Origin of the sequence: Empedobacter sp. UBA3239, assembly GCF_002362875.1 — a bacterium.
In the GTDB taxonomy this organism is placed as follows: Bacteria; Bacteroidota; Bacteroidia; order Flavobacteriales; family Weeksellaceae; genus Empedobacter; species Empedobacter falsenii_B.
The window spans coordinates 29090-55544 of sequence record NZ_DEVJ01000014.1 but is presented as its reverse complement, the minus strand read 5'-3'; the positions used below and the strand labels follow the sequence as shown (position 1 = coordinate 55544).

30 protein-coding genes are annotated in these 26455 nt (G+C 31.7%); 14 read left to right on the top strand and 16 right to left on the bottom strand.

What is annotated here, in order from left to right; translation table 11 throughout:
• Positions 1–22: 22 nt before the first annotated feature.
• From B4G36_RS02050 to B4G36_RS02015, 8 genes are all read right to left on the bottom strand, one after another.
• A complete protein-coding gene (locus tag B4G36_RS02050) occupies positions 23–670 on the bottom strand; it encodes a hypothetical protein (RefSeq protein WP_291061598.1) in 648 nt (215 codons plus the stop codon).
• Positions 671–813: 143 nt separating this feature from the next.
• Positions 814–1599 (bottom strand): zinc ribbon domain-containing protein, encoded by a 786-nt coding sequence (locus B4G36_RS02045; RefSeq protein WP_291061596.1) that lies wholly within the window; start codon positions 1597–1599, stop codon positions 814–816.
• A gap of 2 nt (positions 1600–1601) precedes the next feature.
• Entirely contained in the window at positions 1602–2699 is a 1098-nt protein-coding gene (locus B4G36_RS02040; RefSeq protein ID WP_409410933.1) for a Nif3-like dinuclear metal center hexameric protein, read from the bottom strand.
• Positions 2696–3184, bottom strand: a complete 489-nt coding sequence (locus tag B4G36_RS02035) for a GNAT family N-acetyltransferase (RefSeq protein ID WP_291061594.1) — start codon at positions 3182–3184, stop codon at positions 2696–2698. The genes B4G36_RS02040 and B4G36_RS02035 overlap by 4 nt, the downstream gene beginning before the upstream one ends.
• Positions 3156–4187 (bottom strand): phosphotransferase enzyme family protein, encoded by a 1032-nt coding sequence (locus B4G36_RS02030; RefSeq protein ID WP_291061592.1) that lies wholly within the window; start codon positions 4185–4187, stop codon positions 3156–3158. The genes B4G36_RS02035 and B4G36_RS02030 overlap by 29 nt, the downstream gene beginning before the upstream one ends.
• Positions 4188–4193: 6 nt before the next feature.
• Positions 4194–5114: a nucleotidyltransferase family protein gene (locus tag B4G36_RS02025; protein WP_291061590.1), complete on the bottom strand. Its 921-nt coding sequence runs from the start codon at positions 5112–5114 to the stop codon at positions 4194–4196.
• Positions 5104–6474 carry a Gfo/Idh/MocA family protein gene (locus tag B4G36_RS02020; protein WP_291061588.1) on the bottom strand — a complete coding sequence of 457 codons (1371 nt, stop codon included), beginning with the start codon at positions 6472–6474 and terminating at the stop codon, positions 5104–5106. Before B4G36_RS02020 ends, B4G36_RS02025 begins: the two co-directional genes overlap by 11 nt.
• A gap of 82 nt (positions 6475–6556) precedes the next feature.
• Positions 6557–7441, bottom strand: coding sequence for a ChaN family lipoprotein (locus B4G36_RS02015; RefSeq protein ID WP_291061586.1), 885 nt, complete (start codon positions 7439–7441; stop codon positions 6557–6559).
• 75 nt (positions 7442–7516) lie between these two features.
• Here B4G36_RS02015 and B4G36_RS02010 point away from each other — a divergent pair, with 75 nt between their 5' ends.
• From B4G36_RS02010 to B4G36_RS01990, 5 genes are all read left to right on the top strand, one after another.
• Positions 7517–8413: an ABC transporter ATP-binding protein gene (locus B4G36_RS02010; protein WP_225539001.1), complete on the top strand. Its 897-nt coding sequence runs from the start codon at positions 7517–7519 to the stop codon at positions 8411–8413.
• Between the two features lies 1 nt (position 8414).
• Positions 8415–9245 (top strand): ABC transporter permease, encoded by an 831-nt coding sequence (locus B4G36_RS02005; RefSeq protein WP_171621676.1) that lies wholly within the window; start codon positions 8415–8417, stop codon positions 9243–9245.
• A gap of 105 nt (positions 9246–9350) precedes the next feature.
• On the top strand, positions 9351–10376 hold the full coding sequence (locus B4G36_RS02000; protein ID WP_291061581.1) for a DHH family phosphoesterase: 1026 nt from the start codon (positions 9351–9353) through the stop codon (positions 10374–10376).
• Complete coding sequence (locus tag B4G36_RS01995) at positions 10376–10903, top strand: FKBP-type peptidyl-prolyl cis-trans isomerase (RefSeq protein WP_291061579.1); 528 nt, start codon at positions 10376–10378, stop codon at positions 10901–10903. The genes B4G36_RS02000 and B4G36_RS01995 overlap by 1 nt, the downstream gene beginning before the upstream one ends.
• A gap of 25 nt (positions 10904–10928) precedes the next feature.
• A complete protein-coding gene (locus B4G36_RS01990) occupies positions 10929–12008 on the top strand; it encodes a peptidylprolyl isomerase (protein ID WP_291061577.1) in 1080 nt (359 codons plus the stop codon).
• Between the two features lie 50 nt (positions 12009–12058).
• Here B4G36_RS01990 and B4G36_RS01985 read toward each other — a convergent pair whose 3' ends face one another.
• Both B4G36_RS01985 and B4G36_RS01980 read right to left on the bottom strand, forming a co-directional pair.
• On the bottom strand, positions 12059–12286 hold the full coding sequence (locus B4G36_RS01985) for a hypothetical protein (RefSeq protein ID WP_291061575.1): 228 nt from the start codon (positions 12284–12286) through the stop codon (positions 12059–12061).
• A 48-nt stretch (positions 12287–12334) separates the two neighbouring features.
• Positions 12335–12679 (bottom strand): arsenate reductase family protein, encoded by a 345-nt coding sequence (locus B4G36_RS01980; RefSeq protein ID WP_291061573.1) that lies wholly within the window; start codon positions 12677–12679, stop codon positions 12335–12337.
• Positions 12680–12717: 38 nt separating this feature from the next.
• Here B4G36_RS01980 and B4G36_RS01975 point away from each other — a divergent pair, with 38 nt between their 5' ends.
• Genes B4G36_RS01975 through B4G36_RS01955 form a run of 5 tightly spaced genes read left to right on the top strand, consistent with a single transcriptional unit; the run spans position 12718 to position 17613 of the window.
• Positions 12718–13125: a DUF6146 family protein gene (locus B4G36_RS01975; protein WP_291061571.1), complete on the top strand. Its 408-nt coding sequence runs from the start codon at positions 12718–12720 to the stop codon at positions 13123–13125.
• A 33-nt stretch (positions 13126–13158) separates the two neighbouring features.
• Positions 13159–13557: a hypothetical protein gene (locus B4G36_RS01970; RefSeq protein ID WP_291061569.1), complete on the top strand. Its 399-nt coding sequence runs from the start codon at positions 13159–13161 to the stop codon at positions 13555–13557.
• 26 nt (positions 13558–13583) lie between these two features.
• The gene (prfB, locus tag B4G36_RS01965) at positions 13584–14684 is read left to right on the top strand and encodes a peptide chain release factor 2 (RefSeq protein WP_291061567.1); all 1101 of its coding nucleotides are present in this window, start codon (positions 13584–13586) and stop codon (positions 14682–14684) included.
• Between the two features lie 20 nt (positions 14685–14704).
• Positions 14705–16072 (top strand): Trk system potassium transporter TrkA, encoded by a 1368-nt coding sequence (gene trkA / locus B4G36_RS01960; RefSeq protein ID WP_291061565.1) that lies wholly within the window; start codon positions 14705–14707, stop codon positions 16070–16072.
• A complete protein-coding gene (locus B4G36_RS01955) occupies positions 16072–17613 on the top strand; it encodes a TrkH family potassium uptake protein (RefSeq protein ID WP_291061563.1) in 1542 nt (513 codons plus the stop codon). The genes trkA and B4G36_RS01955 overlap by 1 nt, the downstream gene beginning before the upstream one ends.
• On the opposite strand, the gene B4G36_RS01950 is transcribed toward B4G36_RS01955, so the two are convergent.
• Positions 17610–18584 carry a glycosyltransferase family protein gene (locus tag B4G36_RS01950; RefSeq protein ID WP_291061562.1) on the bottom strand — a complete coding sequence of 325 codons (975 nt, stop codon included), beginning with the start codon at positions 18582–18584 and terminating at the stop codon, positions 17610–17612. The two genes, B4G36_RS01955 and B4G36_RS01950, sit on opposite strands and share 4 nt — an antisense overlap.
• Positions 18585–19409, bottom strand: coding sequence for a UDP-2,3-diacylglucosamine diphosphatase (locus B4G36_RS01945; RefSeq protein WP_180906653.1), 825 nt, complete (start codon positions 19407–19409; stop codon positions 18585–18587). It abuts the gene before it with no gap.
• 92 nt (positions 19410–19501) lie between these two features.
• Here B4G36_RS01945 and B4G36_RS01940 point away from each other — a divergent pair, with 92 nt between their 5' ends.
• Entirely contained in the window at positions 19502–19714 is a 213-nt protein-coding gene (locus B4G36_RS01940; protein ID WP_171622240.1) for a heavy-metal-associated domain-containing protein, read from the top strand.
• A gap of 61 nt (positions 19715–19775) precedes the next feature.
• Here B4G36_RS01940 and B4G36_RS01935 read toward each other — a convergent pair whose 3' ends face one another.
• Entirely contained in the window at positions 19776–20591 is an 816-nt protein-coding gene (locus B4G36_RS01935) for a T9SS type A sorting domain-containing protein (protein ID WP_291061557.1), read from the bottom strand.
• Positions 20592–20732: 141 nt separating this feature from the next.
• The gene (gene lpdA / locus B4G36_RS01930) at positions 20733–22124 is read right to left on the bottom strand and encodes a dihydrolipoyl dehydrogenase (RefSeq protein WP_291061672.1); all 1392 of its coding nucleotides are present in this window, start codon (positions 22122–22124) and stop codon (positions 20733–20735) included.
• 91 nt (positions 22125–22215) lie between these two features.
• On the opposite strand from lpdA, the gene B4G36_RS01925 reads away from it, so the two are divergent.
• Entirely contained in the window at positions 22216–22563 is a 348-nt protein-coding gene (locus B4G36_RS01925; RefSeq protein ID WP_291061555.1) for a hypothetical protein, read from the top strand.
• A 335-nt stretch (positions 22564–22898) separates the two neighbouring features.
• Entirely contained in the window at positions 22899–23513 is a 615-nt protein-coding gene (locus B4G36_RS01920; protein WP_291061553.1) for an alpha-ketoglutarate-dependent dioxygenase AlkB family protein, read from the top strand.
• Here the strand turns inward: B4G36_RS01920 and B4G36_RS01915 are convergent, their stop codons facing one another.
• Positions 23514–24050 (bottom strand): hypothetical protein, encoded by a 537-nt coding sequence (locus B4G36_RS01915; protein ID WP_291061551.1) that lies wholly within the window; start codon positions 24048–24050, stop codon positions 23514–23516. It abuts the gene before it with no gap.
• 103 nt (positions 24051–24153) lie between these two features.
• On the bottom strand, positions 24154–24900 hold the full coding sequence (locus B4G36_RS01910; RefSeq protein WP_291061550.1) for a M15 family metallopeptidase: 747 nt from the start codon (positions 24898–24900) through the stop codon (positions 24154–24156).
• A 69-nt stretch (positions 24901–24969) separates the two neighbouring features.
• Between B4G36_RS01910 and B4G36_RS01905 the strand changes: the two genes are divergently transcribed.
• Positions 24970–26247: a hemolysin family protein gene (locus B4G36_RS01905; protein WP_291061548.1), complete on the top strand. Its 1278-nt coding sequence runs from the start codon at positions 24970–24972 to the stop codon at positions 26245–26247.
• Positions 26248–26455: the final 208 nt, after the last annotated feature.

The window sequence follows — 26455 nt, the reverse complement described above, 5'->3', positions numbered from 1 at the left end:
TTTGTATCTATAAATTGAAATTTTATTTTCTTGCCGAAGGTGTTCTCACTCCTGTTTTTACTCTTTCTGTTGATGCAGATTTTGCACTTACAGCATCTTTAGCAGATTTGCTGTATAATTGGATAAAATCAAATAATCCATCAAAATCACCAGTCAATGTTTTATCATTCGAAACTCTCAATGCAAAATTTGTAGATAATAAACTTCTGTTATAAGGGTCAAAATAATTTTTTAGATTAATAGATCCAGAAGAAAAATCTGTATCTAACAAAGCAAACGTTCCAGAATTAAGAACTGGTACATAATTTTGCATAACAGGATCTTCGTAATATTCGATATAATCCAATCCTCTATCGTTATTTTCTGTTACGTAAGTTCCATTAAAACTTAAATCACCTCTTTGGAAAATTTCTAAATACAAATAAGCTCCATTTAATTTACCATTCTTAGGAACTGGATTTGTTGATAATTCTACACTATAATAAAATCCACCATCAGCCTTTTTTATATCTGCAACAACTGCATTTCGAAGCGGAAATGATACACCATCATAATTGATTTGTCCAACATTTACAATTTCAGGTTCATAATAGCCATCATCATTATTCACACAAGACATTAATGAAATACACGAGACAGCCAACATTGCTAAAAATATAATTTTTTTCATAATTTCTAAATTTTCAAACTAATTACTATTGCGGTAATACAAATAGCGTGCTCAAAAATAACAACAACTAGTTTTAGCATAAAAAAAGTGTCACACAATCGTGTAACACTTTGATATTAAATAAAATATTTTTTAACAGAAAATTATCCTTTGATAATGATTTCCATTATTTCTTGCTCTTCTAAAGCTAGTTCCAAATCAACTAAGATACGTCCTGAATGTTCGTCAGCGATAATTTTTTTACGTTGAGCGATATCCATTTGTCTTTGTGGTGGAATTGTAAAGAAAGATCCCGCAGAAGCTCCACGTTGTACAGGAACAACAGCTAAACCATTTTTCACAGAATTTCTGATACGGGTGTAAGCGTCTAATAATCTTTGTTCGATTTTAGCAGAATATTCAGAAGATAATTTCAATAAATTACTTTCTTCTTTTTCTGTATCTTTTACAATTGTATCCAACTCAGCTTGTTTGTGAGATAAATGCTCTTTCATTGAATTTAATTTTGCATTAAATTCTTCAACTTGTGCATTTTTTTGAGAAATTTTAACTGTAAACTCACGAATACGTTTCTCAGATAACTCAATTTCCAAACCTTGATACTCTACTTCTTTCGCTAAAGCATCAAATTCTCTATTGTTACGTACGTTATCTTGTTGTTTCGTGTATTTTTTAATTAAAGCTTCAGCATTTTTGATTGCTTCTTTCTTCAATTTAATTTCTTCATCCAAACCTTTAGTTTCGTCAACTATTTTTTGGATTCTCGTTTCTAATTGTGCAACATCGTCGCTCAAATCTTCAACTTCTAAAGGTAATTCACCTCTTGTATTTCTGATTTCATCTAAACGTGAATCAATTAATTGCAAGTCGTATAACGCGCGAAGTTTTTCTTCTACGCTTAGTTCTTTAATATTTTTTGTTTCAGACATAGTTAACAATAATTAACAGGATTGGTATTAATTCCAGAATTAAAGACCACAAAATTAGTAAATTTTTCTTTAAGATACGAAGTTATTAAGTTTTTTGTAAACTGTTCCGATTCAAAATGCCCAATATCTGCCAAAACAAGCTTATTTTCAGCAGTAAAAAAATCGTGATATTTCAAATCTGCCGTGATATAAATGTCCGCTCCAACCGAAATTGCATTTTTTATTCCAAATGCACCAGAACCTCCAAGTACAGCAACCTTCTTTATTTTTTTGTTTAATAATTTCGAATGACGAATAACGGGTGTATTCATTTGAGTTTTTAGATAATTGAAAAAATCGAGTTCTTCCATTTCATTTTCTAACTCTCCAATCATTCCAATTCCAATATAATTGTTTTGATTATTCAACGAAATAACAGAATATGCAACTTCTTCGTACGGATGATTTTTGAACAAAGCATTCATCACATCACCTTCCAAATGTTGCGGAACCACAACTTCTATTCGCGTTTCGTTTACTGTTTCCAGCTTACCAACTTCTCCAATAAAAGGATTTGCGCCATCAATTGGTCGAAAATTTCCTTTGCCTTCTATCGCAAAACCGCACGAATCGTAATTCCCAATTTTCCCTGCACCCGCTTCATACAACGCAGATTTCAATTGCTCAGCATGTTCTGTTGGAACATAAGTTATCAATTGTTTGATGGTTTGAGACTTTGGAATAAGAATTTTAGTATTCAATAATGATAATTGTTCAGAAATTTTGAAATTAACACCAACTTTCGAATTATCTAAAGCCGTATGCGTTGCATAAATATTAATTCCATTTTTGATCGCCGTCATCACTGCTTTTTCAACATAATTTTTTCCGTTTAATTTCTTTAAACCTGAAAAAATAATTGGGTGAAAACTCACAATCAAATTACAATTTTTCTCAATTGCTTCTTCTACAACTTCTGGTGTTGTGTCCAACGTTATCAAGATTCCTGTTACCTCATCATTGTAATCACCAACAAGCAATCCAACATTGTCAAAATCCTCTGCATACGCCAAAGGCGCTACTTCTTCCATCGCCAAAGCGACATCTTTTATTCGTATCATTTCTCTTTTAAAAGCAATTTTTCTGTAGGCAAATCATTTTCGATACCTTTCCAATACGATTCAAAATTAAACTTTTCTAACAACTTTCTTGAAGCAACATTATCAGGATCGATGACAGCCATTACTTGCAAATCAGGAAATTTTTCTTTTGATTCTGCTAATAAATGTTTGCAAATCATTGATCCAAAACCTTTTCTCCAAAATTCTTTTTTCAATAAATAACCTATTTCAAGTGAATTTTCGATGTGTTTGTTATACACCAATTTACAATCACCTAAAAGTGTGTCGTTTTCGTCATAAACCTTAAAAAAACCAAGGTTTTCGTTAGCGCTACCTTTTTCTAAGATTGATGTAAATTTGTGATTTGCTTGCTCTTCGTTCAGACCTTTACCAGAAATGTATTTCATCACTTCGTCGTCCTGAACAAGCTTGAAAAAGTTATTAAAATCTGTAGGTTTATATTTCTCGAACCGAATTTTCTTCATGAAATTTTGTTAATGCTTTTAATAAATTGATTTGATTAATCGTACGATTTAGATTTTGTTTTGGATAAGAAATCGAATAATAAATATCGTTTTCTAAATAATCTGCCAAAAATCTAACCGCCTGAATATAAATCACAATATACGCAACAAAATCCATATTTTCGATCTCTATTGGTTGTAAATCATATTTTAAATGTTCTAAAAACCCATTTTTAACCGCTTTATAATAATCAGGTTCAAACAATTTTTCAGGATTAGGATCATCTTCTGCTTTCAGATTTGCGTATGTACGAATCATATCTCCAAAATCGCACAAAATATTTCCTGGCATTATTGTATCCCAGTCTATCACAGCAATTGCTTGCGAATGATTATCATTATTAAATAAGAAATTACTGATTTTCGCATCGGCATGAACGACACGTTTTGGGAAATCTATTTCTAAATATTTTTCAACTTGATGCAGATTATCTAAAATATAAGCAACTTCTTCTTTCGTTTCTTCTATACGCTCTGTTGACGCATTTTTCAATGCATTTTTAAAATCATTTACACGTTTATGATAATCTAAAAACCCGACAATTGAAGGATGAATTTCATCAACATTAACATCTAACAAATACGAATGGAATTCACTAATTGTTTTCGCAGCTTCGTATGCTTGTTCCGCAGATTCTACTTTCTCAAAACAAATAGAATTTGGAATAAAAGAAGTCATTCTCCAGATTTCTCCATCTTCTTTTGCTAATAAATTTCCTTGCAAATCTTTTACAATTTCGATTATCGAATTACCATAACTCTTTGCTTTTAGATGACCAGAAATGATGTCAATATTATTCGAAATTACTTCTGGTTGAGGAAAAACATGCGTGTTTATTTTTTGTAAAATATATTTTTTTCCTTCGTACTCAACTTCATAAGTAGAATTAATCCAACCAGAACTGATTGGATTAATTCTAACTTGATCTATATTTTCGAAATAATGTTTTAATATTTTCTCCATTATATTTTATGTCCAAAGTGAATTTGGATATTTTTGATCATTGATTAAATTTTGAATAGAATTTACTACAACTTCTCTGTCTTCTGGATAAGTCATTCCGAACCAATTGTCATCCGATTTTTCTACAATCACTTCCAATTGATCTTCTTTGATCATATCATTTACAACTTTTGGCAAGAAAAATTCTGCTTTCAATTGAGAAGCATTTTCGAGAAGAAATTCCTCAAATTTATCTTCTAATTTTCTAAAAATAGAAGGATGTAAAACGAAGAAATTCATCGAAACAGCCGTATCTCCGTCCAATGGTAAAACGTTATCATCTTCTTCGAAAACAATTTCTTTATTTTCGTTAGAATAGATATTTGTACGCTCTACAACATTCTCCAAATGACCGTTTGTTACAGTACAAACTCCACGAGAAACAGAACCATTTTCGCTAATCGTATTGGCCAATTTGTACGCAACCATACCATAAGTATTTGCTGTAATTTTTTCGTTTTGAACCAATTCATTTGCTTTCTCAAATGCTTTACGACCATAAAAATCGTCTGCATTAATCACAATAAATGGATTGTTTAAATGATTTTTTGTAATCATTAAAGCATGTCCTGTTCCCCAAGGTTTTTCACGTTTTTCTATTGTATCGTAAATTCCTCTCGGAACAGAAGTATATGTCGTTTGAAGAACAAACTCAGCTGAACCTCCATTTTTTTCAATTAAATTTTGAAAATATTTTTTGGTTTCAACATCAAGTTGATCATTAATAATGAATACAAAATGTTTTATTCCGCAAGAAAAAGCATCGAAAATTGAATATTCCATCAACGTCTCTTTACTTGGTCCAATTGGATTAATTTGTTTTTGTCCTTTGTAGCGGCTTCCCATTCCACCTGCTAAAATGACTAATGATAAGGTTTTAGATTCCATAATCTTCTGTACCAAAAACTGGTTTTCTTGTTCTATATTTTCCTCTTGTAAAGTCTGGCATTTCTTGAGAAGCACCATTTCCTTCGATAGATTTTTCACTTAATGGTGTTACTGCATACCAAGTTGCTAAATCGTATACATCGAATGGGAATTCTTTGTTTGCTTTAATACACTCGATAAAATCATTCATTAAGAAGAAATCCATTCCACCATGTCCAGCACCTTCAGCTTGAGCTTCATATTTTTTCCAGTACGGATGATCATACGTTTTTAAATGATCTTCTGAACTTGCCCACTTGTGTGAATGTTTCATTTCATCTTCAAAATAAATAAACCCTTGGCTAAATCCGCCCGAACCGATATCTTGCCAAATACCATCCGTACCTTGTAGACGGAAACCTAAGTTATATGGGCGTTGTAAAGAAGTGTCGTGTGTTAATAAGATGGTTTCTCCATTTTCACACTTTAACATAGTTTGAACGATATCTCCTAATTTAAATTCAACTTTCGCATTTGGATGATCGGCACCGCCATTTTTAACGATATAATCCGTCAATCCCGCTTGTTTAGAAGCCATTGAAGTAATATGTGTAATTCTATTTCCACGGTTAACATCCATCATTGTTCCGATTGGTCCTAATCCATGTGTCGGGTATAATTCTCCATTGCGTTTCACATAATGATTGGTACGCCAAGCAGCTTCAGAGAAACCTTTCTCTCCAAATTCAACGCCACCTCCATAGGCTTTGACACCGTCATTAAATAATACATTTCTCAAATCATGTTGATATCCACCTTGTCCATGCAAAATTTGACCAAACATTCCTTTACGTGCCATGTTCATTACAGCCATAATATCACGACGGTAACATACATTTTCCATCATAAATACTGGGACTTTAGTTTTTTCGTATGTATCTACATAATTCCAGCATTCTTGTAAATTCATTGCTCCACAAACTTCTAAACCAACAATTTTACCAGCATTCATCGCTGCAATGGTTTGTTCTTCATGAAACTCCCAAGGCGTAGAAATAACTACTGCATGTATTTTTTTATCTGAATATAATTTTTTGTAACCATCTAACCCTTTAAAATACGTTACAGGCTTTTTATTATGTTTTGCAAAAATCTTATTACAACGATCTATCATTCGTTGGTCTGGTTCAGCAATTGCAACAACTTCTACATCATTTCTTTTTAACAGCTCATCCAAATGCACCTGTCCTCTCATTCCACAACCAACTAAACCTACTCTCACTTTATCGATTTTTGATGAAAAATCAAACAAAGAGTCAGGTGATACTAATGCGACTGTTGAAGCAGCTGCAGTTGATTTAATAAAATTTCTTCTGTCCATTGTATTTTTATTTGTTTACTTCAAATTTAGAAGATGCAAAATATTAAAAAAAATCAATAAACTACGCTGTGATCAATTAAAATTAATAGCTTTTTGGTGAGTCTTTAAGAAAAACTATAATAAATTCTGTTGTAGTAATATTTTCGTTTTTGGATTTGATTACTGATAATTTTTCATTTAAATCAGCTGTTTCCAGAATTTCAATTACTGCAATTTTCAGATTTGGTCGAAAAAATTTCAAATACCAATAAATTCCACCATAATTTTTCGAATGATAATCTCCATTGTAATGAAGAAAGAGAGCGTTTTCGTTCCAATTATTTAAAATAGATTCTGCCATCGTTGCATCTTTTAATGCTTGTGCCGCTACAAATTGTTTCGCTTTTATACCAGCATGATCTCCCATCATTTTTATCATTTCCGGATAACCAGGTGCTTCATAATCTATCGTAATTGGAAGTCTCGCTAAAAGCAATTTTTCATTTGTTGATATGGTATCCAACGATTCTAAACCATTTTTTGACACATAGGATGCATATTGACGTGTTACATTTGTTGCAATAAAATCTAAATTCTTCTCTTTCGCAAAATCTACTAATGGCTTATAATCCGTTTTATAATTACTCCAAAGTTTTGTGTTTTTCTGAAATTCAATGTCCGAAATAGTACCTTTCAGATAATTTGTTAATTGATTTTGTTGATGTCGTTCAAACATTTCCGCACCAAGAATCAACTGATTTCCTTTTACTTCGTACAACGCTTTTGTTGTCTGCAATTGTAACCAATGATTAACCGCATTATTATGATGTTCACCAAAAAGAACAACATCATATTTCGATAATTCTTTGATCATTTTACCAAAATCAGTTTTTCTTTCGTTCTTATTATAAATTTGATAAACTTTTTTGTCTTGCGCATTTAACTGTATCGAAACAATTATAAATAAGGTGTATAAAATGGTTTTCATATTATTTAAATTAATTCTAAATTGTAACAAATTAACGAAAAACTATACCAATAAAGATAAACAAATTCAACTACGATGAATAAAGTTCTTGAAATAACTCAACTAACTAAAAAATTTGGCAGTTTTACAGCTGTCAACGACGTTACTTTTTCTGTCGAGAAAGGAAACGTGTATGGACTACTTGGACCAAATGGAAGTGGAAAATCGACAACATTAGGAATGATTCTTAACGTAATTAACCCTACAGCAGGCTCTTGGAAATGGTTCGGAAAAGAACCAGACAACGATTCGTTGAAGAAAATTGGTGCTATTATCGAAAGTCCTAAATTTTATCCTTATTTATCAGCTCAAAAAAATCTTGAAATTGTAGCCGATATCAAAGAAGCAAATTATGCGAAGATTGATGAAAAACTTGAATTAGTTGGCTTACTTTCTCGTAAAAAAGATAAATTTCAACAATATTCTTTAGGAATGAAACAACGTTTAGCAATTGCTGCAGCCTTATTAAATGATCCTGAAGTTTTGATTTTAGACGAACCTACCAATGGTTTAGATCCACAAGGAATTATTCAAATTCGTGAGTTGATTATTAAAATTGCACAGCAAGGAACAACTATTATTTTGGCAAGTCATTTATTAGACGAGGTTGAAAAAGTATGTTCGCATGTAGTGGTGCTTAATCAAGGAAAAATGTTGTATGCCGGTTCTGTAGACCAAATGAATTCGAGTTTTGGAAGTATTGAAGTTGCTGCACAAAATATGGAAAGTTTAGAATACACCTTAAAAACTTTCTCTTTTGTTTCGAAAGTAACCAAAGAAAATAACAAACTTTTAGCTGTGCTTGCAGAAGAAAAAGAACCTGCAGAAATTAACAAAATGCTTTATGAACAAGGAATTGTCGTGAATCATTTAGTAAAACGCAAAGAATCTTTAGAGCAACAATTTTTCCAACTTATCCAAAAACAAAATTAACATGATCAGATTATTCAACATAGAATGGAACAAATTATTCTACAACAAAGGAACGAGAATCTTCATCATTTTATATTTCTTGATGATTCTTTTAATGGGAATTACACTACCTAATTTCAAACCAATGATGAATGGAGTTGAAATAGATTTCATTAAACTTGGTGCATTAGAGTTCCCAGTAATTTGGCACAATATCACATGGTTAGTTGCATTCGGAAAATTCTTTTTAGCCATTATTGTTATTAATAATATTACCAATGAATATTCTTTCGGTACATTCAAACAAAACACAATAGACGGTTTATCTAAAACAGAATTTATCAATTCAAAAGTCTTAATGAATGTTGTTATTTCATTGATTTCAACTTTTTTAGTTGGTGTATTGGTTTTTGGATTAGGCTCTTATTTTAGCGAAAAATTTGATTTCGTGAACGGTATTGAGTTTTTAGGTGGATATTTTATTGAAATCTTCGCTTATATCGTATTTGCCATGTTTTTATCATTTTTATTAAAGAAAAGTGCTTTTGCAATTTTATCTTTAATTGTATTAAACATCGTAGAATCTGTTGTAAAAGCTATCGAATTTTTAGTTCGATTTGGAAAACAACCACCAAGTAATCCTGAAGAAATAAAGCTATTATCAAATTATTTACCTTTAAATTCAAACGGAAAAATCATCGATTATCCATCAGTAGATATACAACAAGCCTTGATGAAAAGTAAATTATTTGTTCCAGATTCTATTCAATGGGAATATTTTGGAATCAATGTTTTTTACATCATTTTATTTTTAGGTTTATCTTTATTGATTATTAAAAAAAGAGATTTGTAAATCATTTCTTAACTCAAAAATTCAAAAATCCTATTCAACTCGAATAGGATTTTTTATTTCACTTCGCACTTCCACTTTTTAAGTTGTTTGTTTATCTTTGCAACTATGCAAATGACAAATTTCGAAGAGCTAAAAGTTCTTTTAAAATCAACACCAAAGAAAATTGCAATTCTACCGCACAAAAATCCTGATGGAGATGCGATAGGTTCTACATTGGCGATGTATCATTATTTGAACAAATTGGGACATATATGTAATATTGTATCTCCTAATGATTTTCCGAAGTTCCTAAAATGGATGCCTTCAGCAAAAGATATTGTAATTGCAGATTACCGACCAAAAGTTGCCGAAGCAATTATACATCAAGCTGAGTTGATTTTTATCTTAGATTTTAATACCGTAAAACGAATTGACGACTTAGGAAACTGGGTTGAACGTTCAAAAGCACCAAAAATATTAATCGATCATCACCGCGAACCAGATACATTTGATTTTATGTATTCGGATATCGAAATGCCTGCGACTTGTCAAATGGTTTATAATTTTATCGATACGATGAATGATTTGGATAAAATTGACAAAGGTATTGCTGAATGTATTTATACTGGGATAATGACCGATACAGGTGGATTCCGTTTTCGTAATACATCGGCAGATACGCACAGAATTGTAGCAGAATTGATTGATAAAGGTGTAGAAGTTGACAAAGTGACTTCTTATGTAAACGATTCGCAAACGCAAGGACGTTTAAAATTGTTATCCTTAACCCTAAATAATCTAACTTTTTTACCAGAACATCGTACAGCTTTCATGTTTTTAAAACGTGAAGATTTGTTAGCAAATGGTTTTCAGAAAGGAGATACAGAAGGTTTTGTAAATTATGGTTTGAGTGTAGAGAATTTTATCTTTTCTGTAATTTTTATTGAAGACACACATCATAATTTCATTAAAATTTCGTTACGTTCTAAAGGTGATTTTGATGTGAATGAATTCTCTCGTAAACATTTTAATGGCGGTGGTCATATGAATGCGGCTGGAGGTCGTTCGGATATGAATATGGAAGAAACAATTGCTTATTTCCAATCACTTTTACCAGAATATCAAGAAAAATTAGCTAGTATCGTTATCTAATGAAAAAAGTTATTTTATTCACTTTCGCTGTTTTTGCGTTAATGAGTTGTGATCAAAAAGTGATACAATATCCCGTTTCATATTCTAATGATGATTTTATGAAACGTTCGCAAGAGCGCGGAAAATTATTGCATCAAGAAGAATTGCAATGGTTTGATGATTATATGAAAACATCTGACCTAAAATTTGTTAAAACGAGTTCGGGATTTTGGATTTCGAACAGTGGTCAACGAACAGCTCAAACAGCTAATAATGGAGATTATATCGAATTTGAATACCAAGTAACTGATCTCGAAAACAACATTTTATATTCGTTTCACGATAATAAAGTTCAGAAAATAATTTTAGGAAAAGCTGATATTGTGAGAGGTTTACAAGCTGGTTTACAATTAATTCCTGAAGGTGAAACTGCTAAATTATTGTTACCTTCGTTTTTAGCTTATGGAGGTTATGGCGATACGCAAAAAATTGCGCCAGACTCGCCTATTATTATGGATGTAAAAGTCTTAAAAATTAAAAAACACTAATAAACACAAAGACTGTCAAGTTAAAATGAGAAAAATATTATTAATCTTAACTGTCATCACTACCCTTGTTAGTTGTGGCGTTAAAATTCCAAAATCGATGAGTAAAGAAGAATTTAAAAGTTTAGAAGACGGATTGTATGCAAAAATGACAACAAATCATGGTGCAATGACAATCAAATTATACGAAGAAGAAGCGCCAATGACGGTTGCTAACTTTGTTGGATTAGCAGAAGGTACAAAAGAAAATAAAGCAAAAGCAAAAGGAGTTCCTTTTTATGATGGAATCATTTTTCACCGTGTGATCAAAGATTTCATGATTCAAGGTGGTGATCCAGATGGTATTGGTACAGGTGGACCTGGTTACGATTTCGAAGATGAGTTTGAACCAACTTTAAAACACGACAAAAAAGGTGTTTTATCTATGGCAAATTCAGGACCAGCTACAAACGGTTCTCAATTCTTCATCACAGAAGTTCCTACACCATGGTTAGACGGACGTCACACTATTTTCGGACAAGTTGTAGAAGGTTTAGACGTAGTTGATTCTATTGCAAATGTAGAAAAAACGCCAAGTGATAAACCAGTTGTTCCAGTTGTAATTGAGAAAGTAGAAATCGCTCGTAAAGGTGATAAATATGCTAAATACAACGGAGCTGAAGCATTTGAAGCTGCAAAAGCTAATCACGCAAAAAAACAAGCTGAAGCTGAAGCGAAAGCAAAAGCAGAAAAAGACGCAGAAATTGCTCGTCAAAAGGAATTAGAAGCGAAAGCATTGTCTACTCCATCTGGTTTAAAATACGTTATTTTAGAAGAAGGAAATGGAGCAAAACCAATTCAAGGAGATCCAATCCAAGTACATTATACTTTACGCTTAAACGATGGTGAAAAATTAGATTCATCTTACGATCGCAATCAACCATTAGACGCAACAGTTGGTGTAACAGGATTAATCCAAGGTTGGATGGAAGCATTAACAATGTTCAACAGAGGTTCTAAAGTTTTCTTAATTATCCCTGCAGAATTAGGATATGGTTCAAGAGGTGCTGGAGGTGTTGTTCCACCAAACGCAACTTTATATTTTGATATGGAAGTTTTAGATAAATAATTTATCTATTCAAAATAAGTAGAAAAGCCACTCAAATTGAGTGGCTTTCTTTATTTATTCTCTATAACAGTTTCATTCTCTGCTTCAACTTTCTTCTCGTATTTTTTTCGGATATACTCTGCTACCAATGTCACAGCAATCCCTCCAATTATTCCATAAATAGACCTTTTTCCTAGAAATTTAGCAACGGTTACGCCTGTTGTAGCTGCAGTTGTTAAAAGACCTATTTTAGTTCCTTTCTCTGTGTGATTTTTTGTTAATGCTTCTAAAATTTTCATAGCTTTTTATGTTTAGTTTTATAAATACTAACAATTATCAAACCAATTTTATTTAATAAAATCTTCTACTAATTCTTTTGGACGACCTACTACTCCATTTTTTTCATCTGTTACAATCGGACGTTGAATCAATTTTGGATATTCAACCAAAGCATTCAAAACTTCATCATCAGAAAGTTCTTTTCCTTTAAAATTTGCTTTCCAATCTTCCTCATTTGTACGCACAATATCAATCGGTTTTAAATTTAGTTTAGTCAAAATTTCCTTCAATTCATTCTTCGTTAAAGGTTCTTTCAAATATTCTCTTACTACAAAATCTTTTCCAAATTCTTCTAAAATTTTCATCGCATCTCTACTTTTACCGCAACGCGAATTATGCAAAATCGTGTACATATCGTTATTTTTTAGTAAATTTAACTAAATTAAAGATTATGAAAAAGCTATTTTTATTTATCAGCGTTTCTCTCCTATTCTTTGCTTGTACAACCAATCAATCTACACAAAATTCAGTTCCGAATAAAGATGAAAATTCATTAAAATTCGAACCAAATGAAGATGGTGATTATGATATTGTAGTATTTGATTCTCAATATGATATTTATTTAAAAACAACTGCATTACCCAAAGAACATTATTCAAAAGAATATTACGAACAAAAAAATCGCCAATATGTAATGATTTGGAATCAACGACATATGCAACCAATGACATATAATCCAGATTTGTATGCAGTAAGTATAGATTTAGATCCTTCTATTGACTATGGTTATGATTTTGAATACAAATTATTTAACTTTTTTCGATTTATTGAACATAAATATCGTGTCAGAATTAGATAATATCGTTTATTTTTGCAAGCTAATTTTAGAAAGATGAACGATTTTTCAATCAAAATATACAATCAAATCATTGAAGCAATTCCAGATTTTACAGGGCTTCACAAGAAAGATACCAAATTATTAGAATTTCATATCGAGAATGAATACAAATCGACTTTTGGAGATCTTTATATTCAGACTTCGGATGATGATAAGATTTGGATCAAATCTTCTTTTCCTTTTACAACTTACGAAGTAGATTCTGTGGAGGAACTTTTGTATATTTTGGAAGGTTTGTTGTTCAACCAATTATTCTGGGTAATTAGTTATGATGATGGCGATTGGGACGATACTTTTTTGATGCTGAAAGACCAAGAAATTAAAACAGAAGAAGGTTTTACTTATAAAATTCTTTCTTGGAACGGAAAAGATGATAAAGTGATTAATGCTTAACCTCCTATTTTTATACATTTGCAATTATGTTTAACAACGAATTACTAAAAGACATCCAAAAACGTACACAAGCTTTGCACGAATATTTGGAAATCGAACAAAAAGAAATCGAAGTTCAAAATGAAGAAGAACACGCTGCTTCACCTGAATTTTGGAACAACCCGAAAGAAGCCGAAGCTTTTATGAAAGTTTTACGTGGTAAAAAGAAATGGATCGATGAATACCAAACGATTGCAAATGCAGTAAATGATGTCGAAGTTTTAGTAGAATTTAACCGCGAAGGCGAGGTAAGTGACGAAGAAGTTATGGAACAATATAATGTTGTTGCCAAACTTTTAGAAGATATAGAATTCAAGAATATGCTTTCAGAAGAAGGAGATAATCTTGGTGCAATTCTTCAAATTACTGCGGGAGCTGGAGGTACAGAATCTTGTGATTGGGCTTCTATGTTGATGCGTATGTATTTGATGTGGGCCGAAAAACATGGATATAAAGTAAAAGAATTAAACTATCAAGCGGGTGATGTTGCGGGTGTAAAAACGGTAACATTAGAAGTGGATGGCGAATTTGCTTTCGGTTATCTAAAAGGAGAAAATGGTGTACATCGGTTGGTACGTATTTCGCCTTTTGATAGTAATGCAAAGCGTCACACAAGTTTCGTTTCGGTTTATGTTTCGCCAATTGTGGATGATACAATCGAGATTGAAATCAATCCTGCTGATATCGAATTACAAACGTCTCGTTCTGGAGGAGCTGGAGGGCAAAATGTAAATAAGGTTGAAACGAAAGTTCAGTTAACACACAAACCTACAGGAATTGTGGTTGTTTGTCAGGTTGAACGTTCTCAGTTAGCCAATCGCGAACGTGCAATGGAGATGTTAAAATCTGAATTGTACAAGATTGAGTTAGAGAAAAAAATGGCTGCACGTAATGAGATCGAGGCAAATAAGATGAAAATCGAATGGGGTTCTCAAATTCGTAATTATGTGATGCATCCATACAAATTGGTAAAAGACGTCAGAACAGGAACTGAAACAGGTAATGTGGATGCTGTAATGAACGGTGATATAGACGAATTCTTGAAATCGTTCCTTATGCTAATGGGACAAAAAGAAACGTCAAAATAGTTTTATCCTAAATTTCTTTCATGAAAATATTAATCGGAGGTGCTGGAGAAGTTGGTTTTCATTTGGCTAAATTACTTTCTAATGAAATGAATGACATCGTCATCATGGACATGGACAAGGACAAGTTGTTGATGATCGAAAACTCATTAGATGTAATGGCTTATCGTGGTGATATCACTTCTTTCAAAGCTTTGCGAGAAGTTGGAATTGATGATACAGATATTTTTATATCGGTCACTCATCTTCAAAACACAAACCTTACAAGTGCTTCGATTGCGAAAGATTTAGGGGCAAAACGCACATTAGCTCGAATTTCGAATCCTGAGTTTCTTTACAAAGAAAATCAATTTTGGGTTCAAGGAATGGGAATTGATGCATTAATTAGCCCTGAGAAATTAGCGGCTGATGAAATTTATTCTCTGGTTCAACAATCTGCTTTCAATGCGATGCATCCGTTTGCAAATGGTCAGCTTTTTATGGTTGGAACTGTTTTGGATGCGGATTGTAAAATTTTGGATAAGCAGTACAAAGACATGTATTTGACGACGAAAGGTGGCGAAGACAATCTTTTGATCCCAATTGCAATAATTCGTAGCAACGAACGTGGCGAGTATCAAACCATTATTCCTGAAGCCGAAACTGAATTTAGAATAGATGATCACGTTTATTTTATTGTCAAAAAAGCTGGAATTTTAGAAGTTTATAAAATCCTTGGAAAGAAACAAGAATATTTCAAAAATGTAATTGTTTTGGGAGGAGGAAGTATTGGTGTCAAAGTTGCCAAACTTTTGAAAGATAATAAGCACAACGTTAAGCTATTAGAAATCAACAGAAACAAAGCTTTTGATTTAGCTGATGATTTAAATAACATTTTGATTATCAATGGTGATGGTCGCGATGGAGAATTGTTATTGGAAGAAGGTATTTCTGATTCGGATGCTTTTATCGCTGTGACAGGAAGTTCGGAAACGAATATTATGTCATGTCTTTTAGCAAAATCAAAAGGTGTTAAAAAAACAATTGCTTTGGTCGAAAATATCGATTATATTCATCTTAGTCAAGAAGTTGGAATTAACGCTTTTATAAATAAAAAACTCTTAACCGCAGATAGTATTTTCCGTTATATTCGACAAGGTTCTGTGATGGATGTAACAGGAATTTCTGATTTAGATGCTGAAGTTTTAGAATTTCGTATTCACGAAAATTCCGAAATCGCGTTCAAAAAAGTAAGCGATTTTCCGTTTAAAGAAGGTGCTATTATTGCTGGAATTGTTCGTAGAAATGATGGATTTATTCCAACAAAAGATTTTATTATCGAACCAAAAGATCACGTTGTGGTTTTTAGTCAAGCGAATTTAATTCCAAAAGTGACCAAATATTTTAAATAATGAAATCACTTAACATCAAAGTAATCCTGAATCTTTCGGGTGTTTTATTACTATTAAATGCGCTCTTTATGTTTATTGCAACATGTGTCAGCATTTATTTTAATGATCATCTACTCTACCCTTTTTTAGTTTCGGGGAGTTTAGTGGGATTGTCGGGAGCTGCAATGATGTATTTTACGCGTGACAGAAGAAAACACATCAACAAACGCGAAGGTTATATCGTGGTTTGTGTCGGATGGCTTTTCTTGATTCTTTCGGGGTGTTTACCCTATGTTACCTCGTTAATATTTCTACCAAACGATCATATCATCAATGAGAATTTTAGTTTTGTTAACATTATTTACGAAACCGTTTCTGGTTATACAGCGACTGGGACATCAATTTATGATGATGTAGAAAGTCTCCCAAAAAGTATATTATTTTGGCGAAGTACAACCAATTGGATTGGTGGAATGGGGATTATCGTTTTGACGATTGCAATTTTACCGTTTCTTGGAATTGGTGGTCGACAACTTTTTATGGCAGAAGCACCTGGTATTTACACGGATAAAATTCACCCTCGAATTACAGAAACAGCGAAAAACCTTTGGTTAGTTTACTTAGGCTTAACTGCTTTTTTTGCGATATTACTTTATTTTGGTGGAATGAATTTATTTGATGCTGCAAATCATTCGATGAGTGTGATTGCAACCGCAGGTTTTTCCACTAAAAATGAAGGTTTGATGTATTGGAATAACAATGTTTTTATTCAATATGTATTAATCGTGATGATGTTTTTGGGCGGAACAAACTTCGCTTTAATTTATTTATTGATTAAAGGACAATTCAAAAAAGTATGGAAAAATGAAGAATTCCGTTGGTGGGTTGGTTTACTTGCTGTCGTTACATTTATTGTTTTTGTCGTATTATTTTTCAATATTTACCCTACTTATTCCGTCGAAACCTATTCATGGTTCAATTTCGAACATTCATTTAGAAGCTCATTATTTCACGTTGTATCTATCGCATCTACAACCGCTTTGGCAATGGAAGATTACACAAGTTGGTTAACTGTAACCACACTTATTTTCTTCTCTTTATTCTTTATCGGAGGTTCGGCAGGTTCTACATCTGGAGGAATTACAGTTATTAGACACGTCATATTATTAAAAAATAGTTGGATCGAATTTAAACGTATTTTACATCCAAACGCAATTATTCCAGTTCGTTACAATAATCGTTCGCTGAACCAATCTATCGTTTTCCACGTCATGGCATTCTTTGTCATGTTTATGTTTACATGGATTGTGAGTTCTATTTTGTTTGCGCTTTTGAATTATGGTATAACAATGAGTTTCCAAGATATTTTGGCCTCTTTAACATTAACTGCTTCCACTTTAGGAAACGTAGGTCCGGGAATTGGCGAATTTGGTCCGGGTACCTCAATGAATTCTTTAACGGATAGTGCAAAATTATTATGTTGTTTTTTAATGGTTTTAGGACGATTAGAGCTTTATACAATCTTAATTTTATTTACGCCAGCATTCTGGAAAAATAATTAATGAGACGCTTCTAAAATTACTTTCTGAATGATTTCTTCAGTTTGATCTGGGAAATCTTTCTCAATAATTTTATTCGAATCCACCCAACATTGCAATTGTTGGACATTCAAATCATATGAATAATCAACGCCAATCATTTTTAAAGCTTCGCAATTACATAATTGTTCGTATTGACCTTTGATCGGAATCACAAAAAGCTTCTTTTTAAGATAAATACTTTCGGCAGGCAACTCGAAACCAGCACCGCACAAAACTCCTTTACAGTTTTCGAGCGCTTTTATAAAAAGACGTTCATCAATAGGATAAATTTCAACATTAAATTGACGTATTACCTCTTTCACAAAAGGTGAAAAAACTTTCCATTTTGAGTCTTTAATCAATGATAATTTCTCCATAATTTCGGTTGGATGAAAACTTGGTAAATACGCCAAATAGTAATCTTTTTGTTTTGGATGCAATGCTCTAATTTTATCTCGAATGATTGGTAAAAAAATAGCATCATTATATTCTTCGAAATGAAAACCGTAATGTTTAGAAGTCGGTGCATAATATTTTAAAATCGTCTCGCACGTTTTATTTTTCACTTTTGGCGTTTCATCAAATAAAAGCGAAGCTTGATGACTCAAACCTATAATATTTATCTTTTTCTTTCGAGCTGCATGTGCCGTAATTGGTTCAAAATCATTGATAATCAAATCATATTTTTCAATTGGAAAATGATTCACTTCATTCCAAAAAGATTTAAAACTATTCTCCTTAAAAATTCGTTTATACGAAACTTTTCCTAGCTGATTATAAAATAATGACAATCCTTTATGATGTTTAAATTGAAAACTATCGAGTTGTAATTGTGAATTAGAGCCACTTACAAAAACATCCAAATCTCCGTATTCTTCTAGGATTGGTAACATTTTTTGCGCACGAGCCAAGTGTCCATTTCCCGTTCCTTGTAAAGCATATAAAATTTTCATTTACTTCTTATTGAGAATTGAAACGATCAGTTCATCCAATGAATAATTGAACTCGATTTCTTCTAAATTTTGCATCAAAGTATGTTTGTGTTCTTCAAAATAAAACACTGACCAATTTCCGTCTACACATTCTAAAGCCGATAAATTTTCAATCCAATCGCCCGAATTCATATACACACAAGTTCCTTTATCCGTTTTTACTTTTCGCAATTGTGGCTGATGAATATGTCCACAAACCACGTAATCATATTCATTTTCGATAGCTAATTCGGCAGCAGTTTGTTCAAAATCATTGATATGCTTCACTGCTTTTTTAACTGAGTTTTTAATCTTTTGAGACAACGAATAACGCTCTCTTCCAAAAAACTCTAAACATTTATTGATAAAATAATTCAACTGAATTAATTTATCATAACCCCAACCTCCTAATTTCGCAATCCATTTCGAATGTTGAATTGAGGCATCAAACACATCTCCATGAAAAATCCAAGCGACTTTATCATTTTGTTTCAACATATATTTATCCGTTAAAAGAATATTTCCAAAACGCATTGTGGTAAATTTACGTAACAATTCGTCATGATTTCCTGTTATATAAACGATTGGAATTCCTTGTTCTGAAAGATTTAACAAATAACTAATAATTTGAAGATGCGTTTCTGGGAAATAACTTTTCTTAAAATTCCAAATATCCACAATATCACCATTGAGAATAATTTTTTTTGGATTGATTGACTGTAGATAAGCTAACAGCTCTTGTGCTTTGCAACCAAAAGTTCCTAAATGCACATCCGAAATAACAACAACATCAAGATTACGCTTCATTGATTTTTATTTAAATTTCGAAATCAAATATTACTTGAACATTTTTTTAATCTTATGAAATCTTTATAAATTTGAATTTAAATTGTAAAATTATGAACGAAATGAAATTCAAAACAAATATAAATTGTGATAGTTGTATCAAATCTGTGAAACCTTTTTTAGATGAAGCTGTTGGAGAAAATAACTGGAAGGTCGATACGACTGACGAAAGAAAGGTATTAACTGTAAATACGACTGAGGACGAAGAAGAAATTGTGGAAGCTGTAACCGATGCAGGTTTTAAAATTCAGAAAATAGAGGAATAAAATAAAAAGGGATTCAGTGAAGTACTGAATCCCTTTTTTATTAATTGAAGAATATTAATTCTTATTTTTTAACTACTTTTTGAGTAGCTGTTTTCCCATTAGAAGTTGTTTTAACAATGTAAATTCCTTTTGCTAAAGAAGACACATCAACTGTTTGAACTCCTTTCACTTCAAAAGATTTTACTAATTGTCCGTTCATGTTGTAAACTTCTACAACCGATTTTTCTTTTACATTAAAAGAAGCTGTATTTGTCCATAAAGTATTAGAAACTGCTTTCGTTGAAGTTAAATCATAAACATTCATATTAACATCCCATAATTGGATATTGTCTATATCAAGAGCATAATCAACATCTTTACCTATTTTTAAAGAAAAAAAGTCTTTCTCTATATCAGCAATATTTAAATCTGTTTTATCCGTTAAATCTAATGTTACTTTAACCCAATTTCCATTTGTATCAATTAAACCACCATATTGATTATTTTCAGAAGAAACAACTTTTAAATCCGAAGTTAAATCTCCTACATTATACGCATAATAACCCGATCCACTCTTATAAACATTCAATGACAATGATTTTCCAGCTGTCCCTTTCACCCAAAACGTAATTTCTTTAGGTTGTGCAGAAACAGTATTTCCTAATCTTGAAGTAAAAACATAATCATTTTTACTAGTATTTGTAGTAATATTTAAAGAATTAGATCCATCTACCCCTTTACCAACTCCTTGAACAGCATAAGATTGTAAACCATATGAATTTACTCCACTTGTAAACTCAGTCCAATCTTCAAAATCAGCTCCTGGTATAGCGTTAACTTGAGCGTAAGATAAGGTAGATAATGCAGCAACTGCTACTAAAGAATAGAATTTTTTCATATTTATTATTTTTAAATTATTTTAACGCAAAGGTACTTAAAAAAAGTAAATTAATCTCAATCTATAATAAATTAACAATTTAGTAATAATAAAAAAAGCAGCTTTATAGCTGCTTTTTAACTTATATTATTATTTTTCGTTTTAGATGTGAATTGCATGTCCATAAGCATCTTCAACAGCTTCCATTATAGCTTCTGCCATTGTAGGGTGAGCATGTACAGATTTCATAATCTCGTGTGCTGTTGTTTCTAATTTACGTGCAACAACTGCTTCTGCAATCATTTCCGTAACACCATCACCAATCATATGACAACCTAACCATTCTCCATATTTCGCATCAAAAACAACTTTTACAAAACCATCAGCAGCACCATTCGCAACAGCTTTTCCATTTGCTGAGAATGGAAATTTACCAACTTTAACTTCGTAACCTGCCTCAATTGCTTTTGCTTCTGTCAAACCAACAGATGCAATTTCTGGTGAACAATATGTACAACCTGGGATATTTCCGTAATCAATAGGTTCTACTTTTTCACCTGCAATATGCTCCACACATAAAATTCCTTGTGCTGATGCTAAGTGTGCTAAATCTGCTCCTTTTACAACATCACCAATTGCGTAATACCCTTTTACAGACGTTTCACAAAAATCATTGATAACAATTTTACCTCTTTCAGTTGCAATACCAACTTCTTCAAGACCTATATTTTCTGTATTTGGAACAACACCAACAGCAGATAAAACAACTTCAGCTTCGATAATTTCTTCACCTTTAGCCGTTTTAACCGTTGCTTTTACTAAATCTCCAGTTGTATCAACTCCTGTAACTTCTGCATTTGTTAAGATATTGATTCCAGATTTTTTAAGAGATAATTGTAATTGTTTCGAAATATCTTCATCTTCAACATTTACAATACGTGGTAAAAACTCTACAATTGTCACTTCTGTTCCTAATGTATTGTAGAAATGAGCAAACTCAACTCCAATCGCACCAGAACCTACAACAATCATAGATTTTGGTTGTTTTTCCATTGCTAATGCTCCACGATAACCAATTACTTTTTTACCATCTTGCGGTAATGCAGGTAATTCACGAGAGCGTGCACCAGTTGCAATAATTATATTTTCTGAAGATAATTCGCTAACAGAACCATCTGCTGCAGTAACTTTTACTTTTTTTCCTGGTAAAACTTTTGCTTCACCTTGAATTACTTCAATTTTGTTCTTCTTCATCAAGAATTGAACACCTTTACTCATACGATCTGCCACTCCTCTACTACGAGAAACTACATTTCCAAATTCGAACGAAATATCTGAAGGTAAGTTAATTCCAAAATCTTCTGCATGATTTAAGTATTTGAAAACTTGTGCAGATTTTAATAAAGCTTTTGTAGGAATACATCCCCAGTTAAGACAAATACCACCTAACTCTGCTTTTTCTACGATTGCTACTTTTTTACCTAATTGTGCTGCTCTAATTGCCGCTACGTATCCACCAGGACCACTTCCAATAACTATAATGTCGTAACTCATTTTTTCCATAATTTGAAATGCTAATTTAATCATTCTAGACCGAAAAAAAAGGAATTCCTTAAAATAGATTAAAATTTCTTACTTTTGCACTGTGAAAATATTCTTTGAAAATTACGCTGACGACTTACAAGTTGAAACTGAGCTACCTTTAGAAGGTAGTTTATCACAAGCTATTGAGATTTTTCATAACCTACCGGATTATGACGGAAGTTATATAGGCTTGGTTAATCGAGATGGGAATACTGTTCAGATTTCGAAGTATGATCGATTTTTATTTTTAGTAGAAATCCCTGTATATCAAGAACAAGCTTCATATTCAGTATTATTTACTTATTTTCAAGTAATGCAATTATTAGAAGATTTATACAAAGGATTTGATCCGTATAATATAAAAGGATTGAAGTTTGAACAGTATTTAACAAAAAAAGCAACGAAATAATCGTTGCTTTTTTATTTTAATATTATGTATTAATTCGCTAAATCCGTATATTTTTTTCTTGACTTTTTCAAACGAATTAATACATAAATTAAAGAGATTACAGAAATTGTAAACGTAGTATTCAATAATAAATCTGCAGATTCAAATTCTAAAATCTTAGTAAAAACCAGCAATCACAACTAAAATTAAACTAAATATATAAATAAAAAATGGGTGTCTAACATTCATTTCTATTATTTTTTAACTTAAACTTAACATTGATAAAAATAAAAATAATTTTATAATTTCCAAATTATTTATCATCAATCAAATAAAATTTAACATAACTTAGTTCCATGAACCTTTTTAACGATTTATTTGAGGAACAAGAAAATCTACTTCCTAAAGATGGAACTGTAAATTATTTTGGGCAAATTATGACCGATGAAAAAGCGCATCATTATTATTCTATATTATTAAATGAAATTGAATGGAAAAACGATCAAGCAATAATATTTGGAAAATTGATTGAAACTAAACGAAAAATTGCTTGGTATGGAGATTTTCCATTTGCTTATACCTATTCCAAAATCATGAAAACAGCTTTGCCATGGACTGATGCTTTACTTGAATTAAAAAAATTAGCTGAGGAAAAAACTGGCGAAACTTATAATTCTTGTTTGGTAAATTTATATCACGATGGTTCCGAAGGGATAGCTTGGCACAGTGATGGTGAAAAACAATTGAAACGTCATGGCGCAATTGCCTCGCTAAGTTTCGGCGCTGAACGTAAATTTGGTTTTAAACACAAAGAAACCAAAGAAGTAATTGCTTTAAATCTTGCAAGTGGTAGTTTATTGGTGATGAAAAATGAAACACAAGATTATTGGCTGCATCGCTTACCTCCTACTAAAAAAGTAAATTCGCCACGAATTAATCTAACATTCAGAACAATAGATTTGGAACAATAATTATTTTTGCTTGGAGATTTCAGCTTTATAAAAAGTCAAACTTTGTTGATTAAATTTATTCAGAAATGCATCATTAAAATCATTCAAAGAAATAACATCCAAATCAATTTTAGTTTTTAGCGTTGGTAAAGCAATCACTTTATTTGATGATTTATCCAAACTATTCCATTTCGCAATAAACTCTTTTGTAGCTGTAATAAAAGTTGATTCGCCATTTTCTTTCGAATAATCATCCGAAACTATTGAACGTTTTATGGCAGATAATTCAATCTTTTTTGTCTGACGATTGTATCGAAAATAAGATGTAAACAAAACATCTCCTATTTTATTGATAATCTTAAAACCTTTCTTTGTTTTCTCAATCTTCGTATTACGATCCAATTCATTAAAAGCTAAACTACTCTGCTTTTTATATTCAGTATCAGAAAGTAAAAACTCTATTTTATTCGTTTCAAAATTAATCGAAACCTTGTCAAACTTTCCATCGCCGTCCAAATCTTTCACAATAGATTGTTTGGCAAAAGTTAGTAAACTCATGCTCAAAAACAACGATATGAAAAATGTTAACCTCATCAGAAAGTATAATGTTTTATTTTTCATCTAAAGATACCACAAAAAAAGCTCCAAAAAGGAGCTTTAACTATTTAATAACAGGATTTATATCAAGTATATTTTCTTTTCGATATTTTTCGATAAAATCATCTGTAAAATTTTCGCTTCCTAACAATTTATTTTCTTGTAAAACCTTTTTAATATCAAGCTTTTTATAAGCTTGTAACATCGGTTCAGAAATCGCTTTATACGTAAAATGCCACGGTTCATATTTGAATCCTTTTCTCGCTGAATTATCCGTGTACACCAAATAAAAACCATATTTAGATGCATTTTCATCTAACCAAAGTTTAAATTTATGCATTGATCCTCCTTCGTTAAAATGTTTCTCATTCAACGGATCTGCTGGTATTCCGCGCGTTCCGTCTATAATATCCAAATCAGTTCCCCAATGGTGACGAGAAGTTCCTGGAATGGTAGAATATTCAATAATCTTTTCGATGTTTTCTTTCGCTGCAATTTTCTTCGCTTGATTTGCTTTATACTTGCGCTCCCAAATTCCGTTTTGATACGTATAATTTCTATAGCTCGAAATCACTTGTATTTTAAAACCTGCTTTTAGCGCATCAGCTTTCATTAATTCTAATTGTTTTGCAACTTCTGGCAACAATTTATACCCATTCCCCACCATCGTAGGATTTCCTTTACCAATCAATTCAGCGGTTGTAAAAGTAGGTAAAATAGTATCTGTTTCTTCTGGTGTTTGATCGCTACTACCGAAAGCACAACCAGCATTTAGCATAAAAGCAAGTAAAATTAAATAAGAAAATTTCATAATATTAAATTGAGACATTATGGTAAGTATTAGATTTTGGTTTATTTTTATCAAAATTAAAGAATAAAAGTGGAGATTGTTATAATAGTCGTATTGATTTTATTGAACGGAATTTTTTCCATGTCAGAAATGGCACTTGTTTCGTCAAGAAAATTCAAATTAGAAAATCAAATGAAGAAAGGAAGTTCTGGTGCTAAAACAGCTTTAGAACTTGCTGAGAATCCGAACAAATTTTTATCAACCGTACAAATCGGAATTACCCTTATTGGTATCTTGTTAGGGGTTTTCTCGGGTGATAAATTAACTGCAGATTTAACAGAATTTTTAACATCTATTTCTTTCATTGCACCTTACGCCAAAACACTTTCTCCAATTATTATGGTAGTAATCATCACTTATTTTTCGATTGTATTTGGCGAATTATTACCAAAACGTTTGGGAATGAAATTTCCTGAAATGGTTTCTACTATTGTTTCGAAACCGATGAAATGGTTATCTATCATCACTTCTCCATTCGTTTGGTTGTTAACAATTACCAATAATTTTTTCTTAAAATTGTTTGGTATTAAAGACGATAGCAGCGAAGTTGTTTCGGAAGAAGAAATTAAAAATATCATCAAAGAAAGTACAGAAGGTGGTGAAATTCAGGAAAAAGAACACGAAATCTTGGAACGTGTTTTCGAGCTTGGAGATCGCCGTGTGAATACGTTAGCAACGCATCGTTCAGAAATTGCTTCATTAGATATTTCGGATGATTATGAGAAAGCCCGTGCAAAAGTCAAGAAAAATAAATACTCAGCATATCCCGTTACCAAGAACAATAATTTGGATGAAATCGTCGGTATCTTGAAACTAAAAGATATGTTTGGTGTAAGTAAGGAAGATTTTAGCCTGAAAAAATTTATACACAAACCTATTTTTGTCAATGAAAATTCGTTTAGTTATCCTTTGTTGGAAATGTTACAGAATTCGCAAGCACATTTCGCCATTATTTTAGACGAATATGGTACGACGGCTGGAATTGTAACAATAAATGATATTTTGGACGAATTGGTTGGTGATACACCAGAGAACCAAGACGAAGATTACGAAATCGTAGAACGTGAAGATGGTACATGGTTGATAGATGGACAATTTTCGATCTATGAATTCGAGAAGTTTTTTGAGATTGATATCGACGAAGACATCGAAAATAGATATGTTACCGTTGCTGGAATTTTCTTAGATAAATACGAAACCATTCCAAATGTCGGTGACAAAGTAGAAGTAGAAGATTTGACACTAGAAATTGTAGACAAAGACGGTAATCGTATTGATAAGATATTGGCATATCGAAAATTTAATTGAACTTTTTTAAATTAATAGGATAACATAATTTGAATTTGTTTCTTGAAATTCAGTTTTATTTGTGCAACTCATGATTTAAACAGAAAGTAAAACTATTGAACCTAATAATAAAGGTGTGATTATTTTTTTCATTGTAATAGATTTTGAGAAATAGTTTTATCAAAAATCTATCTGAATAAATTCTGAAGATTAAAAATTTATTTAAATC